18 protein-coding genes are annotated in these 19,559 nt (G+C 65.0%); 4 read left to right on the top strand and 14 right to left on the bottom strand.

Translation table 11 applies throughout. The annotated features are described in order from the left end of the window. Positions 1-35 precede the first annotated feature (35 nt). From BLT66_RS04275 to BLT66_RS04265, 3 genes are all read right to left on the bottom strand, one after another. Positions 36-584, bottom strand: a complete 549-nt coding sequence (locus BLT66_RS04275; protein ID WP_092756029.1) for a DsbA family protein — start codon at positions 582-584, stop codon at positions 36-38. A gap of 24 nt (positions 585-608) precedes the next feature. Beyond that, on the bottom strand, positions 609-1,052 hold the full coding sequence (locus BLT66_RS04270) for an OsmC family protein (protein WP_092756026.1): 444 nt from the start codon (positions 1,050-1,052) through the stop codon (positions 609-611). A 114-nt stretch (positions 1,053-1,166) separates the two neighbouring features. Beyond that, on the bottom strand, positions 1,167-1,778 hold the full coding sequence (locus tag BLT66_RS04265; RefSeq protein WP_218922553.1) for an SRPBCC family protein: 612 nt from the start codon (positions 1,776-1,778) through the stop codon (positions 1,167-1,169). Between the two features lie 153 nt (positions 1,779-1,931). On the opposite strand from BLT66_RS04265, the gene BLT66_RS04260 reads away from it, so the two are divergent. Beyond that, entirely contained in the window at positions 1,932-2,687 is a 756-nt protein-coding gene (locus BLT66_RS04260) for a sulfite exporter TauE/SafE family protein (RefSeq protein ID WP_092756024.1), read from the top strand. Here BLT66_RS04260 and BLT66_RS04255 read toward each other — a convergent pair. Further along, complete coding sequence (locus BLT66_RS04255) at positions 2,684-4,111, bottom strand: MocR-like pyridoxine biosynthesis transcription factor PdxR (protein ID WP_092756021.1); 1,428 nt, start codon at positions 4,109-4,111, stop codon at positions 2,684-2,686. The genes BLT66_RS04260 and BLT66_RS04255 overlap by 4 nt on opposite strands. A gap of 67 nt (positions 4,112-4,178) precedes the next feature. Here BLT66_RS04255 and BLT66_RS04250 point away from each other — a divergent pair, with 67 nt between their 5' ends. Next, the gene (locus tag BLT66_RS04250; RefSeq protein ID WP_092756019.1) at positions 4,179-4,832 is read left to right on the top strand and encodes an FMN-binding negative transcriptional regulator; all 654 of its coding nucleotides are present in this window, start codon (positions 4,179-4,181) and stop codon (positions 4,830-4,832) included. Positions 4,833-4,868: 36 nt separating this feature from the next. Here the strand turns inward: BLT66_RS04250 and BLT66_RS04245 are convergent, their stop codons facing one another. From BLT66_RS04245 to BLT66_RS04220, 6 genes are all read right to left on the bottom strand, one after another. After that, on the bottom strand, positions 4,869-5,861 hold the full coding sequence (locus BLT66_RS04245; protein ID WP_092756017.1) for a peptide ABC transporter ATP-binding protein: 993 nt from the start codon (positions 5,859-5,861) through the stop codon (positions 4,869-4,871). Beyond that, complete coding sequence (locus BLT66_RS04240; protein ID WP_092756014.1) at positions 5,858-6,832, bottom strand: ABC transporter ATP-binding protein; 975 nt, start codon at positions 6,830-6,832, stop codon at positions 5,858-5,860. Before BLT66_RS04240 ends, BLT66_RS04245 begins: the two co-directional genes overlap by 4 nt. Before the next feature lie 160 nt (positions 6,833-6,992). Further along, positions 6,993-7,913 carry an ABC transporter permease subunit gene (locus tag BLT66_RS04235; protein WP_092756012.1) on the bottom strand — a complete coding sequence of 307 codons (921 nt, stop codon included), beginning with the start codon at positions 7,911-7,913 and terminating at the stop codon, positions 6,993-6,995. A 6-nt stretch (positions 7,914-7,919) separates the two neighbouring features. Then, positions 7,920-8,948: an ABC transporter permease subunit gene (locus BLT66_RS04230; protein WP_092756010.1), complete on the bottom strand. Its 1,029-nt coding sequence runs from the start codon at positions 8,946-8,948 to the stop codon at positions 7,920-7,922. A gap of 71 nt (positions 8,949-9,019) precedes the next feature. After that, positions 9,020-10,612 carry an ABC transporter substrate-binding protein gene (locus BLT66_RS04225; RefSeq protein ID WP_092756008.1) on the bottom strand — a complete coding sequence of 531 codons (1,593 nt, stop codon included), beginning with the start codon at positions 10,610-10,612 and terminating at the stop codon, positions 9,020-9,022. 208 nt (positions 10,613-10,820) lie between these two features. Next, complete coding sequence (locus tag BLT66_RS04220) at positions 10,821-12,110, bottom strand: MFS transporter (RefSeq protein ID WP_092756006.1); 1,290 nt, start codon at positions 12,108-12,110, stop codon at positions 10,821-10,823. A gap of 81 nt (positions 12,111-12,191) precedes the next feature. Between BLT66_RS04220 and BLT66_RS04215 the strand changes: the two genes are divergently transcribed. Further along, the gene (locus tag BLT66_RS04215; protein WP_092757009.1) at positions 12,192-13,145 is read left to right on the top strand and encodes a LysR substrate-binding domain-containing protein; all 954 of its coding nucleotides are present in this window, start codon (positions 12,192-12,194) and stop codon (positions 13,143-13,145) included. Positions 13,146-13,226: 81 nt separating this feature from the next. Here the strand turns inward: BLT66_RS04215 and BLT66_RS04210 are convergent, their stop codons facing one another. The 4 genes from BLT66_RS04210 to BLT66_RS04195 all read right to left on the bottom strand — a co-directional run bounded on the left by BLT66_RS04210 (position 13,227) and on the right by BLT66_RS04195 (position 18,290). Then, entirely contained in the window at positions 13,227-14,165 is a 939-nt protein-coding gene (locus tag BLT66_RS04210) for a gamma-glutamylcyclotransferase (protein WP_092756004.1), read from the bottom strand. Positions 14,166-14,409: 244 nt separating this feature from the next. After that, positions 14,410-15,798, bottom strand: a complete 1,389-nt coding sequence (locus tag BLT66_RS04205) for a cytochrome c (protein WP_255406763.1) — start codon at positions 15,796-15,798, stop codon at positions 14,410-14,412. Continuing rightward, on the bottom strand, positions 15,795-17,576 hold the full coding sequence (locus BLT66_RS04200; protein ID WP_092756002.1) for a GMC family oxidoreductase: 1,782 nt from the start codon (positions 17,574-17,576) through the stop codon (positions 15,795-15,797). Before BLT66_RS04200 ends, BLT66_RS04205 begins: the two co-directional genes overlap by 4 nt. A 3-nt stretch (positions 17,577-17,579) precedes the next feature. Then, the gene (locus BLT66_RS04195; protein WP_092756000.1) at positions 17,580-18,290 is read right to left on the bottom strand and encodes a gluconate 2-dehydrogenase subunit 3 family protein; all 711 of its coding nucleotides are present in this window, start codon (positions 18,288-18,290) and stop codon (positions 17,580-17,582) included. A gap of 277 nt (positions 18,291-18,567) precedes the next feature. Between BLT66_RS04195 and BLT66_RS04190 the strand changes: the two genes are divergently transcribed. Then, positions 18,568-19,551, top strand: a complete 984-nt coding sequence (locus BLT66_RS04190; protein WP_092755998.1) for an aldo/keto reductase — start codon at positions 18,568-18,570, stop codon at positions 19,549-19,551. Positions 19,552-19,559: the final 8 nt, after the last annotated feature.

The raw sequence follows: 19,559 nt of genomic DNA, 5'->3' as shown, positions 1-19,559 counted from the left end.
CTTTCGGGTGGGGGCGATGCAGAGCAATCGGCGGTTCAGCGGCCTTTCAACGCGGCATGCACGGTCGCGCTCAGTGTGCCGAAGCCAAACGACACATCGATCACCGCATCGTTGAGGAAGAAGCTTGGCGTGGCCCGCACACCGATGCGTTCACCGGCGCGCAGGTGCTCCTGCACCCGCTGGGTGTAGATGCGGCCGGCCATCGCCCCCTGGAAGCGGTGCATGTCCAGGCCGATGGTTTCTGCGTAGCCGGCCAGGGCGGCGGCCTCCAGGCCTTGCGGCTGGGCAAACAGCAGGTGGTGCATGGGCCAGAACTTGCCCTGGGCAGCAGCGGCTTCGGCCGCTTCGGCGGCCAGCTCGGCCTGCGGGTGCACTTCCATCATCGGGAAGTGCCGGTAGACGATGCACAGGCGCGGGCCTTCGGTCTCGGCCAGGTGGCGCACCAGGGGCGCGGCCTGCTGGCAGCTGGGGCAGGCGTAGTCGCCATATTCCACCAAGATCAGATTTGCGTGGACGTCGCCCAGCATGTGGTCGGCGGTGGCCAGGGCGGCATCTGTGGTGTCGGTCGTGTCAAGGTTTTGCATGGGGTTGCACCTCTGCCGCGCGGCTCAACTACCCGGCACCAGGCTGGCTTGCAGGGTGATTTCGGGCACGCTGGCCAAGGCTTTGGACAGCGGGCAATCACGCTTGGCGGCCAGGGCCAGTGCCTGGAATTTGGCTTCGTCCAGGCCAGGCACGGTGGCCTGCAAGACCAGGGCGATGCGGTCGATCACAAAGCCTTCGCCCTGCTTGGCCAGGCGGACCTTGGCCTGGGTGTCGACCGTGCTGGTGGCAAAGCCGGCCTTGTCGCAGGCGAAGGAAAACGCCATGCTGAAGCAGGCGGCATGCGCGGCGCCCAGGATTTCCTCGGGGTTGCTGCCGCGGCGGTCGTCTTCGAAGCGGGTCGCAAAGCCGTAGGGCACGGCTTTCAGCGCGCCGGTTTCGGTGCTGATCTGGCCCTTGCCGTTCTTGCCAGCGCCTTCCCAATGTACGTGGGCGGTTTTCTCGATCATGGTGTGTCCTCTGCGGTTGGTGTGCAAAGCGACATGCTCGCCGCGCGGGCCGGCTACGTCTGTGCGTGATCGCACATAAGAATTATTCTCAGCGCGACCGAAAACGGCTGTGCCCTAATGGCGCCGCAGCATCTCGTGCAGCATGGCCGAGAACTGCTCGGCGGTCTCGTGCCGCACCAGGGCCGGGCCGATCAGCGGCGGAAACCAGAAGCCCGGCAGCACCTCGGCGTGGTAGGTGAGCCGGGTGCCCGTGCCTTCGGGCTCCAGCTGCATCAGGCTGTCCATGCGCTGCACATTGCCGCCCAGGCCATGGGCGCGGATCTCGTGCGGCGGGTTCAGGTGGATCTCGCGCACCGACTCGAACGGGGTGGAGAACACGCCGTAGCGTGCGGTCCCCTTTTGCGCCACCTTGAGCACGGTGTCGCTGCGCTCCAGCACCTGGCTGCTGCTCAGGTTGGGCACGAAGTCGGCCATGTGCTCGAAGTCGGTCAGCACCGCCCAGGCCTGCGCGGGCTCTACCGGCGCATGCATGGTCAGGTCCACGGTGAAGGTGCCGCCGGACCGCTCCACATGCACATCTCTCTCGGCCACCAGCGGCGCGTCGGCGGCCATGGCGGCGGGCAGTGGCAGCATCCAGGTCGCCAGCGCCCAGAAGGCCATGCGCCAGAAGTAGAGCCTGTAAACCATGGTGATGTCCCCCACAAAGCGCTCCAGTGTGCCACGCATCGGCGCACTCTGCCGGGCTGGGGAATATGCAAAGAATACGGCTCTGGCGCAGTTTCTACATGCGCTTCTAGCTATCAAAAATAGAGCGTCTGCGGGCCACCCCGCCGATTGTTCACAATAGGGCTTTCGCAGTGTGGACTATCGGGAGACGCAATGGATTCGCTGGTGATGGTGGTGGCGCTGGGCGCGGTGGTGGCGGGGTTTGTGCAGGGCCTGTCGGGTTTTGCCTACGGCCTGGTGGCGATGTCGTTCTGGGCCTGGACCCTGGAGCCGCGGCTGGCGGCCACGCTGGCGGTATTTGGCTCGCTGACCGGGCAGATCATTGCCGCGGTGACGGTGCGCCGCGGCTTTGATGTGAAAGCCTTGCTGCCCTTCGTGATGGGCGGCCTGGTCGGCATTCCGCTGGGCGTGGCCTTGCTGCCGCGGATGGACATGGACTGGTTCCGGCTGGTGCTGGGCAGCCTGCTGGTGGTCTGGTGCCCAGCCATGCTATTTGCCAAGCATCTGCCCAAGATCACCGCCGGCGGCCGCATCGCCGATGGCGTGGTCGGCATGGCTGGTGGCGTGATGGGCGGGCTGGGCGGCTTCACCGGCGCGCTGCCCACGCTGTGGTGCACGCTGCGCGGGCTGGAGAAAGACGCGCAGCGCGCCATCGTGCAGAACTTCAATTTGTCGATGCTGCTGGTGACCATGGGCACCTACCTGGCCAGCGGCATCGTCACGCGCAGCATGCTGCCGATGTTCGGCGTGGTGGCCGTGGCCATGCTGGTGCCCACGCTTATGGGCGCGCGGCTCTACATCGGCATCAGCGAGGCGGCGTTCCGCAAGATCGTGCTGGGGCTGCTGACGGCCTCCGGCCTGGCGATGCTGGTGGCCTCGGTGCCCAAGCTGCTGGCGCGCATCCTTTAATTCACTAACGGCCCCAGCGCCCGTGCGGCGCGGTCGAGCGCGGCCGCGCTATAGCCCGCGTAGCCAAACAGCCAGCCGCGGCGGTTCGCCTCCATGCAGTAGCGCGAAATCGGCGCCAGCTGCACGCCGGCCGCGTGTGCGCGCTGGCTGAGTTCGGTGTCGTGGATCTGCGCGTCCACCTCCAACGCTAGATGCATGCCTTGCAGGCTCGGAGCCAGGCGGATCGCGCCGTGGCTGGCGCGCGCCAAGCTGTCGATCATGGTGGCCTGGCGCTCGCGGTACAGCTCGCGCATGCGGCGAAGGTGGCGCAGCAAGTAGCCGTCGGCAATGAAGCGGGCCAGCACCTCCTGCACTGCGGCCGGAGATTGCCGGTCGCTCAGCGCTCGCCCTTGGGTAAACGCGTCGACCAGCGCATCGGGCAGCACGATAAAGCCCAGCCGCAGCCCCGCGCCCAGCGTTTTGGAGAAGGTGCCCACATGCAGCACCCGCGCGTCGTGCGCCATGCTGCACAGGGCCGGAATCCGCTGCGGGCCGTACTGGAATTCGCCGTCGTAATCGTCTTCCACAATCCAGGTGCGGTTGGCCTGGGCCCAGGCAATCAGCGCCGCGCGGCGCGCCAGGCCCATGCTGACGCCCAGCGGGAACTGGTGGGTGGGCGTGACCACCGCCAGCTTGGCCCGTGGGTACAGGGCCGCACCCTGGGCGATGCACAGGCCTTGGTCGTCCACCGGCACCGAGCGCACCAGCGCCCCCTGCGCCACCAGGTTGGCGCGGATGCCGTGGTAGCCCGGGTCTTCGACCAGCACCTCGTCGCCCACATCCAGCAGCAGCCGCGCCACCAGGTCCAGCGCCTGCTGCGAGCCGGCGGTGATCAGCACCTGCCCCGGGTCGCAACGGATGCCGCGCGACACCAGCAGCCACTGGGCGATGGCGGCACGCAGCGGCGGGTGGCCTGCGGCATCGGTATAGCCGGCGTTGGCGACGCGCGTGGCGGTCGGCGTTTGCCGCTCCAGCCTTTGCCAGAGCGCGAACGGAAACTCCTCCAGCGCCGGCCGGCCGATGCGAAACGGCAGGGCGTCGCTGCTGGCGGGTATCCAGCGCGAGCCGGCCTCGGCTATCAGGCGGCCGCGCTGCGACAGCAGCTGGTGGGCGGCCAGCTGCGGTGCGCGGGCGCCGCTGCGCAGGGGAGAATTGCGCTGCGCCACGTAGGTGCCATCGCCGACGCGGCCCACCAGGTAGCCCTCGGACTGCAGGCGTTCGACTGCCCACAGCACCGTGTTGCGCGATACGCCCAGCACCCGCGCATGCTCGCGCGAGGCCGGCAGGCGGCTGTCGGGCGCCAACACCCCGGTCTCGATGGACTCGCGCAGGCGCAGATAAACCTGCTGGCGCAACTGGCCCGGAACGGCTCTTTGGTTTGCCAAGAAATGGCCCCTTGGATTGATTTAAATAATCTTAGTATGGAGGGCCATTCTACGGAGCACTGATCCCATGTACCTGCCCGCCCACTTTGAAGAAACCCGCCCCGAGGTGCTGCAGCCGCTGCTCAGCGCCCACCCGCTGGGCCTGCTGGTCACCCAGGACCAGGCGGGCGGCTTGGCGGCCAACAGCCTGCCGTTTTTACTCGACCCGGACCCGGCGGGCGGCCCGGGCATACTGCGCGGCCATGTGGCGCGCGCCAACCCGCTGTGGCGCGAATCCCGCACCGATGTGGATGCCTTGGTGGTGTTCCAGGGGCCGCAGGCCTATATCTCGCCATCGATGTACCCCAGCAAGGCGGCCACCGGCAAAGTCGTGCCGACCTGGAACTACAGCATGGTGCAGGCGCGTGGCCAGTTGCGCGCTATCGACGATGCGGACTGGCTGCGTGCCTTCGTCACCCGCCTGACCGAGCGCCACGAAGCCGAGCGCCCGGTGCCGTGGGCCGTCAGCGATGCGCCCGATGACTACATCAATGCGATGCTGCGCGCCATCGTCGGCATCGAGATCACGCTGACCTCGCTGCGCGGCAAATTGAAGCTGAGCCAGAACCGCACCCGGCCCGACCAGGAGGGCGTGGTCTACGGCTTGCGCAGGCAGGGCGGCGCCGAGGCCGAAGCCATGGCCCAGGCGGTGGAGCAGGCCAGTTTGCTACCAAATAAATAGCTGCTAGCGCACGCAGAATATGCGCTAGCGGCCAATTTATGCTGTAACGGCCTGGCCGGCGTTGATGCTCTCCGCATGGTGGCAGGCCACCTCGCGTCCCAGCAGCGGGCGCAGCAGCGGCTCCTCTGTGGAGCAGCGCGCCGTGGCATGCGGGCAGCGCTTGTGGAAGGCGCAGCCGCTGGGCGGGTTCAGCGGGCTGGGCAGCTCGCCGGTGATCTTGATCTTCACCCGGCGTTGGCCGCGGTCTATCGACGGCGTGGCCGACAGCAGGGCCTGCGTGTACGGATGCAGGGGGCGTTCGAAGATCAGGCCCTTGGCGCCCACCTCGACCGCGCGGCCCAGGTACATCACCATCAGGTCGTTGGCCACATGCTCCACCACCGCCAGGTTGTGCGACACGAACACATAGGCGGTCTGGAACTCTTCCTGCAAGTCCATGAACAGGTTCAGCACCTGGGCCTGGATGGACACGTCGAGCGCCGAGGTCGGCTCGTCGGCCACCAGGATCTTGGGCTGCAGAATCATCGCCCGCGCAATGGCAATGCGTTGGCGCTGGCCGCCAGAGAACATGTGCGGATAGCGCAGCGCAAACTCCGGCCGCAGGCCGACGCGGCGCATGGTGTCATGGACCTTGGCGGTGCGCTCGGCGGCTGTTAGCTGGGTGTTCAGCAGCAGCGGTTCGGCCAGTTGGTCGATGATCTTTTGGCGCGGGTTCAGGGATGCATAGGGGTTCTGGAACACCATCTGCACCTTGCTGCGCATGGCTTTGCGCTGGGCGCTGCTGGCGCTGTCCACCGCCTGGCCGTCCAGCACCAGCGAGCCCGAGGTCGGGGTTTCGATCAGCGTCAGCGCGCGGGCCAGCGTGCTCTTGCCGCAGCCGGATTCGCCGACCACCGCCAGGGTCTTGCCGGCCTGCAGCTGGAACGAAATACCGTTCAGCGCCTTGACCTGGACCTTGGGCTTGAATGTGCCCTGCGATACCGCGTAGTAGCGGGTGAGGTTCTTCGCCTCCAGTACCACCGCGCTCATGCCAGCACCCCATGGGAGATCGGGAAGAAGCAGCGCACGGACTCGCCGCCAAAGCTGGTCAGCGCCGGGCGCTCGGCCTTGCAGCGGTCTTGCACGCGCGGGCAGCGCGGCGACAGCAGGCAGCCTTTGGGCCGGTCGTACTGGCCGGGGACCATGCCTTTGAGGGTGCTCAGGCGGCGTGCGCCATGGCTGCGCTCGGGCACGGCCTGCAGCAGCGCGTCGGTATACGGGTGCGCCGGGTGGTCGAACAGGCGTTCGACCTGGCCGGTTTCCACCACCTGGCCGGCGTACATCACGGCCACGCGGTGGGCCACTTCGGCGACCACCGCCAGGTCGTGGGTAATCATCACCAGCGCCATGTTGTGGGCTTTTTGCAGGCTGACCAGCAGGTCCATGATCTGCGCCTGGATGGTCACGTCCAGCGCGGTGGTGGGCTCGTCGGCGATCAGCAGGCGTGGGTTGCAGGCGATGGCGATGGCGATCATCACGCGCTGGCTCATGCCGCCCGACAGCTGGTGCGGGTACACGTCGAGCCGGCTTTTGGCGGCTGGGATTTCGACCATCTCCATCAACTCGACCGCGCGGGCCGTGGCCGCGGCGCCGCGCAGGCCCAGGTGCTGCTTCAGCACCTCGATGATCTGGTAGCCTACGGTGAAGCTGGGGTTCAGCGAGGTCATGGGGTCCTGGAAGATCATCGCCATGTCCTTGCCCAGCAGCTTGCGGCGCTGGGCCGGGGTGATCTTCAGCAGGTCCTGGCCGTCGAAGTTCAGCGTGTCTGCCGTTACGCGGCCCTGGCCGTCGAGCAGGCCCATCAAGGCCATCATGGTCACCGATTTGCCGGAGCCAGATTCGCCAACGATGCCGACGATCTCGCCCTGCGAGACGGACAGGTCCAGCCCGTCCACAGCCCGGAAAGCCCGGCCTTGCGGGCCGAACTCGACGGACAGATTTTTAATGTTTAACAAACTCATCGTGTTTCTTTTCTTAAAAACTATGCAGAACCCACAGCCGAAATAAGCGTTACTGCTTTTTTCCAGAGATGCCGTGGAACCGGCTCAGCCGGGCCACTGGCATCGCCCCCTGCAAGGGGGGGCGAAAACGCGCAGCGTGTAGCCTGGGGGTGTTCCACAGCTACGCAGCACTTTTGAGCTTGGGGTCTAGCGCATCGCGCAGCCCGTCGCCCATCAGATTGATGGCCAGCACCGAGAACAGAATCGTCAGGCCGGGTAGGGTGACGACCCACCAGGCACGCTCGATGTAGTCGCGCGCCGAGGCCAGCATGGTGCCCCACTCAGGCAGGGGAGGCTGCACGCCCAGACCCAGGAAGCCCAGGGCCGAGATTTCCAGGATCGCGGCCGAGAAGCCCATGGTGGCGTGCACGATCAGCGGCGCCATGCAGTTGGGCAGCACGGTGACGAACATCAGGCGCAGCGTGCCCGCGCCCGACAGGCGGGCGGCGGTCACGTAGTCGCGGTTCAGCTCGGTCATGGCGGAAGCGCGGGTCAGCCGCACGTAGGCGGGCAGCGACACCACGGCGATGGCCACCATGGCATTGCCCAGCCCGGGGCCAAGGATGGCCATGATGGCCACGGCCAGCAGCAGCGCGGGCAGGGCCATCATGATGTCCATGAAGCGCATGATGGCCGAGTCCAAAGCCTTGCCGAAGAAGGCGGCCGACAGGCCTAACACCACGCCGGGAATCATCGCCAGCACCACCGACACAAAGCCGACGAACAGCGACAGCCGCGCGCCGTGGATCAGCCGCGACAGGATGTCGCGCCCGACTTCGTCGGTGCCCAGCAGGAACTGGCTGGAGCCGCCGGCCACCCAGGCGGGCGGGGTGAGGAAGTGGTCTCGGAACTGCTCGATCGGGTCATAGGGCGCGACCCAGGGGGCGAACAGCGCGGCCACGCAGACCAGGACCATGAAGACCAGGCCAACGACCGCGCCCTTGTTCTTGGTAAAGCCGCGCCAGAATTCTGACCAGCTGGACGGAGGGGTGCCGGGTGCGAGTTCCAGCTCGTCGGTGGCGGGTAGGGGTAGGGTAGACATGTTTTTTTACTTCTGGTGTCGGATGCGTGGGTTGGCCACGCCGTACAGGATGTCAACGACAAAATTGGTGGTGATCACCAGCAGGGCGACCAGCAGAATGCCGCTTTGCACCACCGGGTAGTCGCGCCGGCTGATGGCGTCGATCAGCCATTTGCCGATGCCCGGCCAGGAGAAGATGGTCTCGGTCAGCACCGCACCGCCCATCAGCGTGCCGATCTGCAGGCCGATCACGGTCAGCACCGGGATCAGCGCATTGCGCAGCGTGTGGATAAACACCACGCGGGTGGGCGACAGGCCTTTGGCGCGGGCGGTGCGCACATAGTCTTCCTTCAGCACTTCCAGCATGCTGGAGCGCGTCATGCGGGCAATCACCGCCAGCGGGATGGTGCCGAGCACGATGGTCGGCAGGATCAGGTGCTTGATCGCGTCCCAAAGCGCGCCGGCGTTCAGGCCTGGGTCGGCCCGTTCGGCGCGCCAGGCGTCGATCAGCATAAAGCCGGTGTCGGGCGGAATGTCGAACATCAGGTCGATGCGGCCGGACACCGGTGTCCAGCCCAGGCCGCTGGAGAAGATCATGATCAGCACCAGGCCCCACCAGAAGATCGGCATCGAATAGCCGGTCAGCGCCACAGTCATCACGCCGTGGTCGAGGAACGAGCCGCGCTTCACCGCCGCGGTGACGCCGGCCACCATGCCGAACACCAGCGCGAACAGCAGGGCCATCAGCGCCAGTTCCAGTGTGGCGGGGAACAGGATTTTGAATTCGGTCCAGACAGGAGCCTGGGTCTTGAGCGATGCGCCCAGGTCGCCGTGGATCAGCTTGCCCAGGTACTGCACATACTGCACCGGCAGCGGCTGGTCCAGGCCCAGCTGCTTGAGGGCGATGGCATGCGCGACCGGGTCGATGGAGCGCTCACCGCGCATGACTTCGATCGGGTCGCCCGGGATCATGCGGATCAGCGAAAAGGTCAGCAGGGTGATACCGAAAAAGGTCGGAATCACCACCGCCAAGCGTTTGAGGATGTAGAAGAACATAGTGGCTTAAAACAAAAAAGCAAGGTAACGAAACGAGCCGTTACCTTGCTTTTACTTCTGACGAAGTGGGTTTACTTGACGCTGACGCCCGCGAAGTCAAACACCGCAAATGGGCTGATCTTCAGACCCTCGACACCCTTGGCGGTGGGCAGGCTCACCGTGGAGTGGGCGATGGTCGACCAGGGCATGTCGCGCTTGAAGACTTCTTGCGCCTTCATGTACAGCGCGGTGCGCTCTTTCTGGTCCAGGCTGTTGCGGGCCTTGAGCACCATGCCGTCGAATTCCTTGCTGCAGTAGCGTGCATAGTTGGATCCGCCCACGGCTTCGCAGGTCAGCAGCACGCCGAGGAAGTTGTCCGGGCTGGCGTAGTCGCCGCTCCAGCCGATCAGGCCCGCGTCTTGTTCGCCGGCTTTCATGCGCTTCAGGTATTCACCCCATTCGTAGCTGACGATCTTGGCCTTGACGCCAATCTTGGCCCAGTCGCTCTGGATCATTTCGGCCATCAGCTTGGCGTTGGGGTTGTAGGGGCGCACCACCGGCATGCTCCACAGCGTGATCTCGAAGCCATCGGGGTAGCCGGCTTTCTTCAGCAGCGCCTTGGCTTTTTCGATGTCCAGGGGCGGGTTCTTCAGCGCCGGGTTATACGACCACAGCGACGATGGGAACGGGTTGCTGGCTTCCTGGCCCTGGCCTTGGTAGACCGCGTCGATGATGGCCTTGCGGTTGATCGCCATGTCCAGCGCCTGGCGCACTTCGAGCTTGCCGGTGATCGGCTTTTCGGTGTTGTAGGCCAGGTAGCCGATGTTGAAGCCGGGGGCACTGATGACCTTGAGCTTGGGGTCGGCCTTCAGGCTGTCCAGATCCTGTGGCTTGGGGTAGGACATGGCCTGGCATTCGCCAGCCTTGATCTTTTGCGCGCGCACTGCACCGTCGGTGGTGATGGCGAAGATCAGGTTGTCGACCTTCACGTCCTTGGGGTTCCAGTATTCCTTGTTGCCGGCGTAGCGGATCTGCGAATCTTTTTGGTAGCGCTTCAGAATGTAGGGGCCAGTGCCCACGGGCTGCTGGTTGATCAGCGCGGGCGTGCCGGCGGTCAACAGCTTGTTGGCGTGTTCGGCCGACAGGATCGAGAACACTGGCATGGCGATCTTGGGCAGCAGATCGGGGTCGGGCTTCTTCAGCAAGAAGACCACGGTGTAGTCGTCGGTCTTGCGCACCGAGGCGACGTTGCTGTCCAGGCCGGTGTCGCCCGCATACGGGTACTGCACGGTGTAGGCCTTGGCGAAGGCATTGCTCTTGTCGAACATGCGCATGAACGTGAACACCACGTCATCGGCATTGAAGGTGCGGCTGGGGGTGAAGTTCTCGGTGGTATGGAACTTGACGCCCTTGCGCAGATGGAAGGTGTAGGTCAGGCCGTCGGGAGCGGTGTCATACGACTCGGCCAGTGCGGGCACAACCTTGGTGGTGCCGCGTTCAAACTCGACCAGGCGGTTGAAGATGGCCATGCCGGCGGCGTCAAAGGTTTGGCCGCCGGTGTATTGGGCGGTGTCAAAGCCTTCGGGGCTGGCTTCGGAACAATAGACCAGGGTGCCTGCGGCGTGGGTTGCCATGGCGGCGACGGTCAGGCCCAAGGCCATAACCAGTTTGCTCAGATTTTTCATGTTGCTCCAAATATGTCAAAACGCGATAGCAGACGTGCACCTCGATGGTGCTCGTTTGGTGCGGCACGGGGATCGGTACATACCCCAGCGTCTGCCGACGTGATTATCAGCAGGTTCCATGCCATGGCGGGATGGGGTGTCGCCTAGGCGTCAGTGCTATTGAATAAAGAGCTGCTAGCGCAGTTTTTATATGCGCTAGAGGCTGATTTCATGCATTTTTAATCGGCTGCACTCTGCGCCCACTGAGTAAAGGCCGCGCCAGCAGCGCACAGCCGCTGGCCAGCAGCCAGACCAGCGGCCAACCCTGCAGCGCCAGCAGATGCGGCAAGGCCAGCGGCGTCACAAAACAGACGCTGAACACGCAGGTATTCGCCATCGCCAGCGCCGTGCCGGAGCGCTGCGCACCGGCGCAGCTGGCCAGCTGCACATAGGCCACGCCATGCCAGGCCGATACGCAAATGCCGCACAGCGCCAGCAGTACCAGCAAGCCGCCACGCAGCAGCGGCGAGGCCAGCAGTTGCCCGCCGTCGGCCAGCGCGCTGAAGATTGCCAGCCCGGCAAACAGCGCTGCGCTGAGCCCGCTGCAGGCCCGCAGATAGGCCGGGCGATTCCGCCGCTGGTCGGTCCAGCGGCCGCTCCAGACGCGCATCACCATTGCGCCGACCTGCACCAGCGCCATCGCCACCGTGATGGTGGCCAGGCCTGCATGGCCGTAGTCGTGCAGGAACACCGTGCCGAAGGACAGCACGGCAAACTGCGGTGCACACAGAATGCCGATGCCGGCCACGGTGCGCCAGATGCGCGGGTCGCGTAACGGGTCATTTAGTGGGCCGCTGCCCGCAGCGGTGGTGGGTTTGCTGTGCGTGGTCAGCGCCGGCTCGTGCACCCAGGCCCAGGTCAGCAGCGCGGCCAGCAGGCACAGCACGGCCAGCAGGCTGTAGATCGCGGCAAAGCCGTGCTGCAGTGCCACGGCCGGCAACAACAGCGCGCCGATGCCGCCGCCCAGCGGCACGGCGGTCTGGCGGATGCTCATCGCCAGGCCGCGCTCGCCGTCGGCAAACCACAGCATCACCGCCCGGCCGCTGGCACCGTTCACGCTGCCGCCCAGCAGGCCGACCAGCACCAGGCCGCCGGCCAGTAGACCCAGCGGCGGAATCTGCCCATGCGAGGGCGCCGCCCACAGCGCCATCGCTGCAAGCGCCAGGGCGGTGCTGACCAGGCCGGTCAGCAGCACCGGGCGGTCGCCCCAGCGGTCGGTCAGCAGGCCCCAGGGCAGCTCGCTGATGGCAATACCCAGGCCCATCAGGCCGAGCACCAGGCCCAGCGTGGCGTTGTCGAGCCGGTAGCCGTCGCGCATCAGCACCGCGGTCATCGGGATGCCGCTGAAAGCCACGGAAAACGCCGCATTCGCGGCCACGCCGGCGGCCAGCACCTTCCAGCGGTGGCGCGGCGGCGGGCAGGTAACCAGGGGGTTGGAGAGAGTCGCTTGGTGTGTCATGCGGCGGATTGTGGGTCGCGCAGACTGTTTTGAAAATCAGAAAATAGTAGACTGATAATTTTGAAAATCGGGATGATTGCCATGGGCCAGATCACCTACGACATTGACATGCTGCGCAGCTTCTCCACCGGCATTGCGCTCGGCAGCTACGCCCGCGCGGCCGACCGGCTGGGCCGCTCCACCTCGGCCGTCAGCGCCCAGCTGAAGAAGCTGGAATCGCAGTCCGGCACACCCTTGCTGCGCAAGTCCGGCCGCGGGCTGGAGCTGACCGATGCTGGCGAAACCCTGCTGGCCTACGCGCACCGCCTGCTGGCGTTGAACGATGAAGCCGTGGCCGCGGTGCGCGGCACCGACCTGCAGGGCCGGGTGCGCCTGGGCCTGCAGGAAGACCTGGGCGAAGCCGTGCTGCCCGAGGCGCTGGGCCGCTTCGCCCGCGCCCACCCCAAGGTGCGCATCGAGGCCTGTGTAGCGACCAGCGCGGTGTTGCGTGAGCGCTTGGCGCTGGGCCAGTTGGACCTGGCGATGTTCTGGGACGTGGGCCTGGGCGCCACCGACCAACATACCGCCAGCGTGCTGCGCCTGCCGCTGCAGTGGATAGGCCCGGCCGATCTAGATGCCCTGGACGCGCCCTGGTGGCAGCAGCTACAGAAGGTGGGGCGGGGCGCGCAGGGCGGCTTGCAAGAACCTATACCGCTGGTCGTCGTCGATGCCCCATGCCCGCTGCGCGAGATCGTCACCACCACGCTGGAGCGCGCCGGCATGCCGTGGCGTTATGTGTTCACCAGCTCCAGCCTGGCCGCGCTATGGGCCGCCACCTCGGCCGGCCTGGGCCTGTGCGTGCGCACGCCGTTCGGCCTGCCGGCCCATGTGCGCACCATTGAGCGCGCCGGCACCGTGCTGCCGGCACTGCCACAGATTACCTTGGCCCTGCGCCGAGCCAGCAGCGAGCCCGAGCCGTCGGTGCAGCGGCTAGCGGAGTTGCTGACGGAGTCGGTGCAGCAGAATGTGCGGGGGAGATTTGCGTTTGCTGGCTAAGGGTTAGGTTTGGGTGTGCGAATCGGTTGCGCTGCCGAAGAAATTGGACTTGGTCCGGCGATTAATACCTCCCATGACGTTCTAGATTGCGGTGCCAGGAGGCGCTTCGACTTGCTCAATCAGACCAGGATGGTTGGTCCAATCGCAGACGCCACAACTGAGAAAGTAGTCTCCATCCGGTTCAATATCGATGTCGAAGTGAGACCGTATGTTGCGTGATTTGCACGCAGGGCATTCTTGAGCGCCCCCGGTACGCTGACGTTCGAGTAGGCTGATGAAGTGGCCTGTGACAGTATCGCAAGATTGAATAGCGATGGACGAAGCGGTTCGATCTGCACTACGTGTATGAGTGAGCCAGTTTGCAAGCTGCCAAGTCTCTTTAGCGGTGTTTTTGAGATGTTGGCGAAGCTCTTTGTTGCTACCGCCACCGCACAGTTGGTTCATTAATACTTCGGTCCAACCTAGGAAATTGGCATCCTGTGGTCGTTCTAAATCTCCGGGAATTTCTGTTCTGCGGCGAAGAGCACCGATTAGCGAGATCAATCCTTCGCGTAAAAGCATTCCAACTGCCTGGTAGTCTTCGGCTTCCACCGCGCCTTCATGGCGCGCTTGGGCCTGCTGATGACGCCGAAATACTTCGTCGAATGGAGTTGGATCGTTTCCATCTATCTGAACTGGTCGGCTGCGCATGCGCATCATCAAACCAATATGGAATGAGAGCGTGTAGTCGAGGCTAGGAAAGTGGCGTTGTGAGTAGAGGTTAGTGGGATTAGTAATAACCCACCATCTGTCTTTGTCCGTCGTGACATCCCATATTTCGTACACATCGCCCAACACAATTTCCTGCTTGATCTGCTCCACGTGCTTTACGATCTCGTCACGTGCCTGGCCATGGACGTAGTTTGCTATGTCCTGCTCGGAAAAGGGATCACGTTCCACGCTATAGCGTGCAAGTTGTTCGGGATCAATAGGGTGGGTATGGACTACGCACTCTTCGGCACCTCCATCCAACTGATTCATCACTTCTCCTTGGAATGCGATGAAGTGTATCGATGAGAATTTTTCAATGAGTTTTTATGCTCTATTGGAGTTGGACGTTAGTCATAAAGTTGCGGATTAAGAGTCCGCTGCTCTAACTCTAAGAGGTTCGACACCCGACGGAGAAAATACCCGTCCCGCTGCCTTGTCAAACAGTGTTCTGCTATTCAATATATAGCTACTGCCGCAAGAACAACATAGGCTAGAGCTCAGTTTCCTCAAACCCCTAAGGCTTCCCCGCCGCACTCGCCCCCGGCATCGGCGCCAACGGACTAGCCACCACCCGCCCCGCCGCAAACGCTGCCGCCGTCATAGGCTGCACCGCTGGCGAACTCTTGCGCAATTTCGCCACCTGGCTGGCGGTGGCGGTTCCGCCCTGGTTGCCCCAACTGGTCTGGATGAAGCTGACGACTTCCGCAATGTCGGCATCACTCAGCAGGCTGGCGTAAGGCGCCATGGTCAGTGATGACGGTGCCTTCATCGTGCTGGGCACAGCGCTGCCGGACAGCACGATCTTGATGCCCGATGTGGGGTCGCTGGTTTGCAGCACGGCGTTGCCGGCCAGGGCCGGGAAGGCCTTGCCATTGCCCTGGCCGTCGGAGCGGTGGCAGCCGGCGCAGCGGTCCAGATACACCTGGGCGCCGCGGCTGTTGACCACGCCGGCGCGCAGCGCCTGGCCGACCTTGGGGTCGGGCATGTAGGGTGGCGGCACCTTGGCGCCGTCGGGCAGCGACTTCAGGAACAGGGCGATGCTGCCCAGGTCGGTCGCGGTCAGGTACTGGGTGGAATGCGCGACCACATCGCTCATGCCGCCAAAGGACGCGCTGCGCTGGTTGCGCCCAGTCTGCAGGAATTCCACGATGTCTTCCTTGCTCCACTGCGCGAGGCCGCCGCCGTGGGTGTTGCGCAGTGAGGGCACGGTCCAGCCGTCGATGCTGCCGCCGCCGGCCAGGTACACGCTGTTGTTGGTGGCGGTCAGGGCTTTCTCCTGGAACGCCACGCCACGCGGCGTGTGGCAGGCGCCGCAATGGCCCAGGCCTTGCACCAGGTAGGCGCCGCGCAGCAGCGTGGGCTGGGCGTCGGCCGGCACGGCCATGGGCAGCGGTGCAGGCCCAAACACCATGCGCCACAGCGCCAACGGGAAGCGCATCGATAGCGGCCAGGGGATGTCGGCCTTTTTGTTCGGCGTGGGGTCGGGCGGCACGCCTTGCATGAAGTACGCATACAGCGCCTGCAGGTCGTCTTCGCCCAGGCGCGAGAACGAGGGGTAGGGCATGGCCGGGTACACGGTGTAGCCGGCCTTCGTGACGCCGGTGCGCATCAGCTTGGCGAAGTCCTCAAAACTCCAGTCGCCGATGCCGGCCCCCTTGTCCGGCGTGATATTGGTGGAGTAGACGGCGCCAACCGGCGTGGCCATGGGCAGGCCGCCGGCGAAGGGCTTGCCCTGGGGCGCCGTATGGCAGGCCACGCAGTCGCCGGCGCGGGCCAGGTAGGCGCCCTTGGCGACCAGTTGGGCATCGACCGGGGCCGCGGCGGGACCGTCGGCCAGCGCACCGCCGGCAATGCATGCCAAGGCCAGCGCGGCGGCAATAAGCAGGGTGGGGCGGGCCATCATGCGTCCACCAGCGGGCGGGGGTCTTTCAGGTACTGCTCGCGGATCGCTTTCGCGGCCCAGTAGGTCAGCGCGGTGGCCAGGCCGGTCGGGTTGTAGCCTATGCCGACCGGGAACACGCCGGAGCCGACGGCAAACACATTCGGCACGTCCCAGCTTTGCAGATAGCGGTTCAGCACGCTGGTGCTGCGGTCTTCGCCCATGGCGACGCCGCCGGCCCAGTGGGTGGTCTGGTAGGCGCGCAGGTCCAGGTGGTCGCCAAAGTTCTTCTGGCTAACCTTGATGGACTGCGGGTTCATGGCCTTGGCCACCTTCAACATCTCGCCGGTAACGTAGCGGCTCATCTTGATGTCGTTGTCCTTCCAGTCGAAGGTGAAGCGCATCAGCGCCTGGCCGTAGTGGTCGGTGTAGGTCGGGTCCAGATCGACATAGCAGTCGCGGTAGACCATGTTGGCGCCGTGCACGTCGAAGGACACGGTGTTCAGGTAGTTGTCTTTCACCGCTTTCTTCCAGTCGGCACCCCAGTTCGGCGTGCCGGTGGGTACCGGTATGCCGCCGATGGGCTTCACCCCGGCCGGGTTGCACCAGGCGGGCGCGCCGCCGACAAAGCCCAGCGGGCCGTGGTCGAAGTTGTCGGCGTTGTAGTCGTCCACCGCCACGCCGGTGCCGCCGGCGCCGATGAAGGGGTTGGTGTTGGTGCCGGGCGGGAAGAACATCTGCACCGTGGACATCATTTGGTAGGCGATGTTGCGGCCCACCACGCCTTCGCCGCTCACCGGGTCGTAAGGCTTGCCGATGCCGGACAGCAAAAACAGCCGGGCGTTGTTGTAGGCAAAGGTGCTGGCGATCACCAGGTCGGCCGGCTGCTCGAAGCTCTTGCCGGCGCTGTCCACATAGGTGACGCCGGTGGCGCGCTTGCCGCCGGCATCCAGGTTGATGCGCAGCACATTCGCGTCGGCGCGCAGCTCAAAGTTCGCCACCTGCCGCAGCGCCGGCATGATGTTCACATTCGGCGAGGCCTTGGAATAGTTGTAGCAGGCAAAGCCCGAGCAGAAGCCGCAGAAATTGCACGGCCCCATCTGGCAGCCGTAGGGATTCGTGTACGGGCCGGAGGCGTTCGACGAGGCGCCGATGAAGGGGTGCAGGCCCACCTCTTTGGCCGCCTTCATGAACAGGCTGGCGGTGTACGGCACTTTTTGCGGCGGCAGCGGGAAGTGGTCCGAGCGGTCGGCCTCGAACACATTGCCATCGCCGACCACCTGGCCCTTGACCTTGTAGGCGCGGCCGGATGTGCCAAAGACTTTCTCGACAAAGTCGAAGTGCGGCTCCAGCTCGGCGTAGCTGACGCCGAAGTCCTGGATCGTCATGCCGTCAGGGATGAAGTTCTTGCCGTAGCGCTGGGTGTAATGGGTCTTCAGTTGCAGCTCTTCGGGCGTGACGCGCCAGTGCTGGCCCGACCAGTGCAGGCCGGCGCCGCCCACGCCTTCGCCGGGTTTGAAGGCGCCGATCTGCCGGTACGGCACGGCCACATCGGCCACGCCGTGGCGAAAGGTGAACGAGCTCTTCGCCATGTTCTGGAACAGCTTGCCGCGCTGCACAAAAGTCAGCTCGTCCAGCGTGGTGGGGTAGATGCCGTCGGGGTAGGTGTCGCGGTACGGGCCGCGCTCCAGGGCCACGACTTTCAGGCCGGCCTCGGTGAGTTCTTTGGCCATGATGGCGCCGGTCCAGCCAAAGCCGACGATGACGACATCGACCGCGGGTTTCTTGACGGTATCGCTCATGGCTTACGAACTGGACACCGGTGGCAGCGGGTACTTGGTGGCGTACTGGTCGACCCAGTCGATGTAGTCGCCACGGGCCCCTGGAAAGCCGATCATCTTCCAGGCCGCCATGTCCTTGTTGCCGCCATGCTTGGGATCGCAGAAGTAGCCTTCGCGGGTGTTGGTCAGCAGCTGCGAGAAGAAGGCCTTGGGCGGCACCGTGCCTATGGCCAGCTTGCCGGCTTCCAGCGCGGTGAGCACCGCGTCCTGATCCGCCGGGGCCAACTCGGTGAAGGGCTTGCCGTGCTGTTGCTGCACGGCTTGTGCCAGCGCCGCCAATGCCTGGCGGTACAGCGCGCGTGGGCTTTGCACCAGCTGGTAGCCAAACTCTTCGGCAGCCGTAGGCACAAACGGCGCCTGCATGAACCACAGTGCACCGTGGCCGTAGGGCTGGCCCATCTGCCTGTCGATGAACTCGGGCACGCCGGCTTCTACTGCGCTGGGGCCGTCGCTGCCGGGTGGAATCAGCCGCTGCACCAGGGCCGACAGCAGCGTCCATTCCTGCGCGTCGAAATAGCTGGGCGTGTAGCTGTCGGCACTGCCGCCGGAGGTCTGCGACACCGCCAGCCCGACCGCGCCGCCGAGGGTGGCACCAATGGCGATGACGGCCGGTGCCGTCTTGCCGGCGCTGCGCAAAAAACTGCGCCGCGAGGGTGAGATTCCAATGGTCTTCATACCGTTTCCTTGTGCCGTGCAGCGGGGGCTGGGCCTGCCGGTTCATCGTGCTTGCACCGCCGATGCGGGGGGCTGTAAATCCAATGTAGATTTGCCGCCGCGCGCCGGTCTGTGCGCTAACGCACACAGCTTTGTGGCTTTACTTGCTATTGAATAAATAGCTGCTTGCGCAGGTGGAATGTGCGCTGTGGCCATGTTTTATTTAGATTGTTGGTGCGATGCACTAAATCGCCAGCGGTGCGATACTTGCCGCTCCAAAAACCATAGGAGACCTGCTTTGCAATACCGCCCGCTTGGCCGCACTGGCTGGAATATCTCGACCGTCAGCTTCGGCGCCTGGGCCATTGGTGGCACCTGGGGCGAGACCGATGACGCTGAGTCCATGGGTGCGCTGCACCGCGCGCTAGACCTGGGCGTGAACTTCTTTGACAGCGCCGACGTGTACGGCGACGGCCGCAGCGAGCGCCTGCTGGCCCAGCTGCGGCGCGAACGCAGCGAGCCCTTCTACATCGCCACCAAGGCCGGGCGCCGCCTGAGCCCGCACGTGGCTGGCGGCTACAACCGCGAAAACATCACCGCCTTCGTCGAACGCAGCCTGGTGAACCTGCATACCGATGCACTCGACTTGCTGCAGCTGCACTGTCCGCCGACCGAGGTGTTCTACATGCCCGAGGTGTTTGGCGTGCTCGACGATCTGCAAAAAGCCGGCAAGCTGCGCCACTACGGCGTGAGCGTGGAGAAGGTCGAAGAGGCGCTGAAGGCCATCGAATACCCTGGCGTGCAGTCGGTGCAGATCATCTACAACCTGTTCCGCCAACGCCCGGCCGAGCTGCTGTTCGAGCAGACGCAGAAGCGCGGCGTGGGCGTGCTGGCGCGGCTGCCGCTGTCCAGCGGCCTGCTCAGCGGCAAGATGACGGCCGACAGCAGCTTTGCCCCGGACGACCACCGCCAGTTCAACCGCGAAGGCGCGGCTTTTGACAAGGGCGAAACCTTCTCCGGCCTGGACTACAGCGTAGGCCTGCAGGCGGTAGACGCCATGCGGCCGCTGGTGCCGGCAGGCCAGAGCATGGCGCAGATGGCGCTGCGCTGGATCCAGATGCACCCGGCCGTCACCTGCTCGATTCCCGGCGGCAAGCGTGCATCGCAGGTGGCCGACAACGTGGCCGCGGCCGACTTGCCGCCGCTGGGCGACGCGACGATGCAGGCGCTGGCCGACGTCTACGCCCGCTACGCCAAGCCGCTGGTGCACCAGCGCTGGTAAACGCTTTG

This window comes from Rhodoferax sp. OV413 (genome assembly GCF_900104385.1).
Classification (GTDB): Bacteria; Pseudomonadota; Gammaproteobacteria; order Burkholderiales; family Burkholderiaceae_C; genus Rhodoferax_B.
The sequence above is the reverse complement of the archived record's forward strand: the minus strand, read 5'-3'. Positions and strand labels throughout refer to the sequence as shown.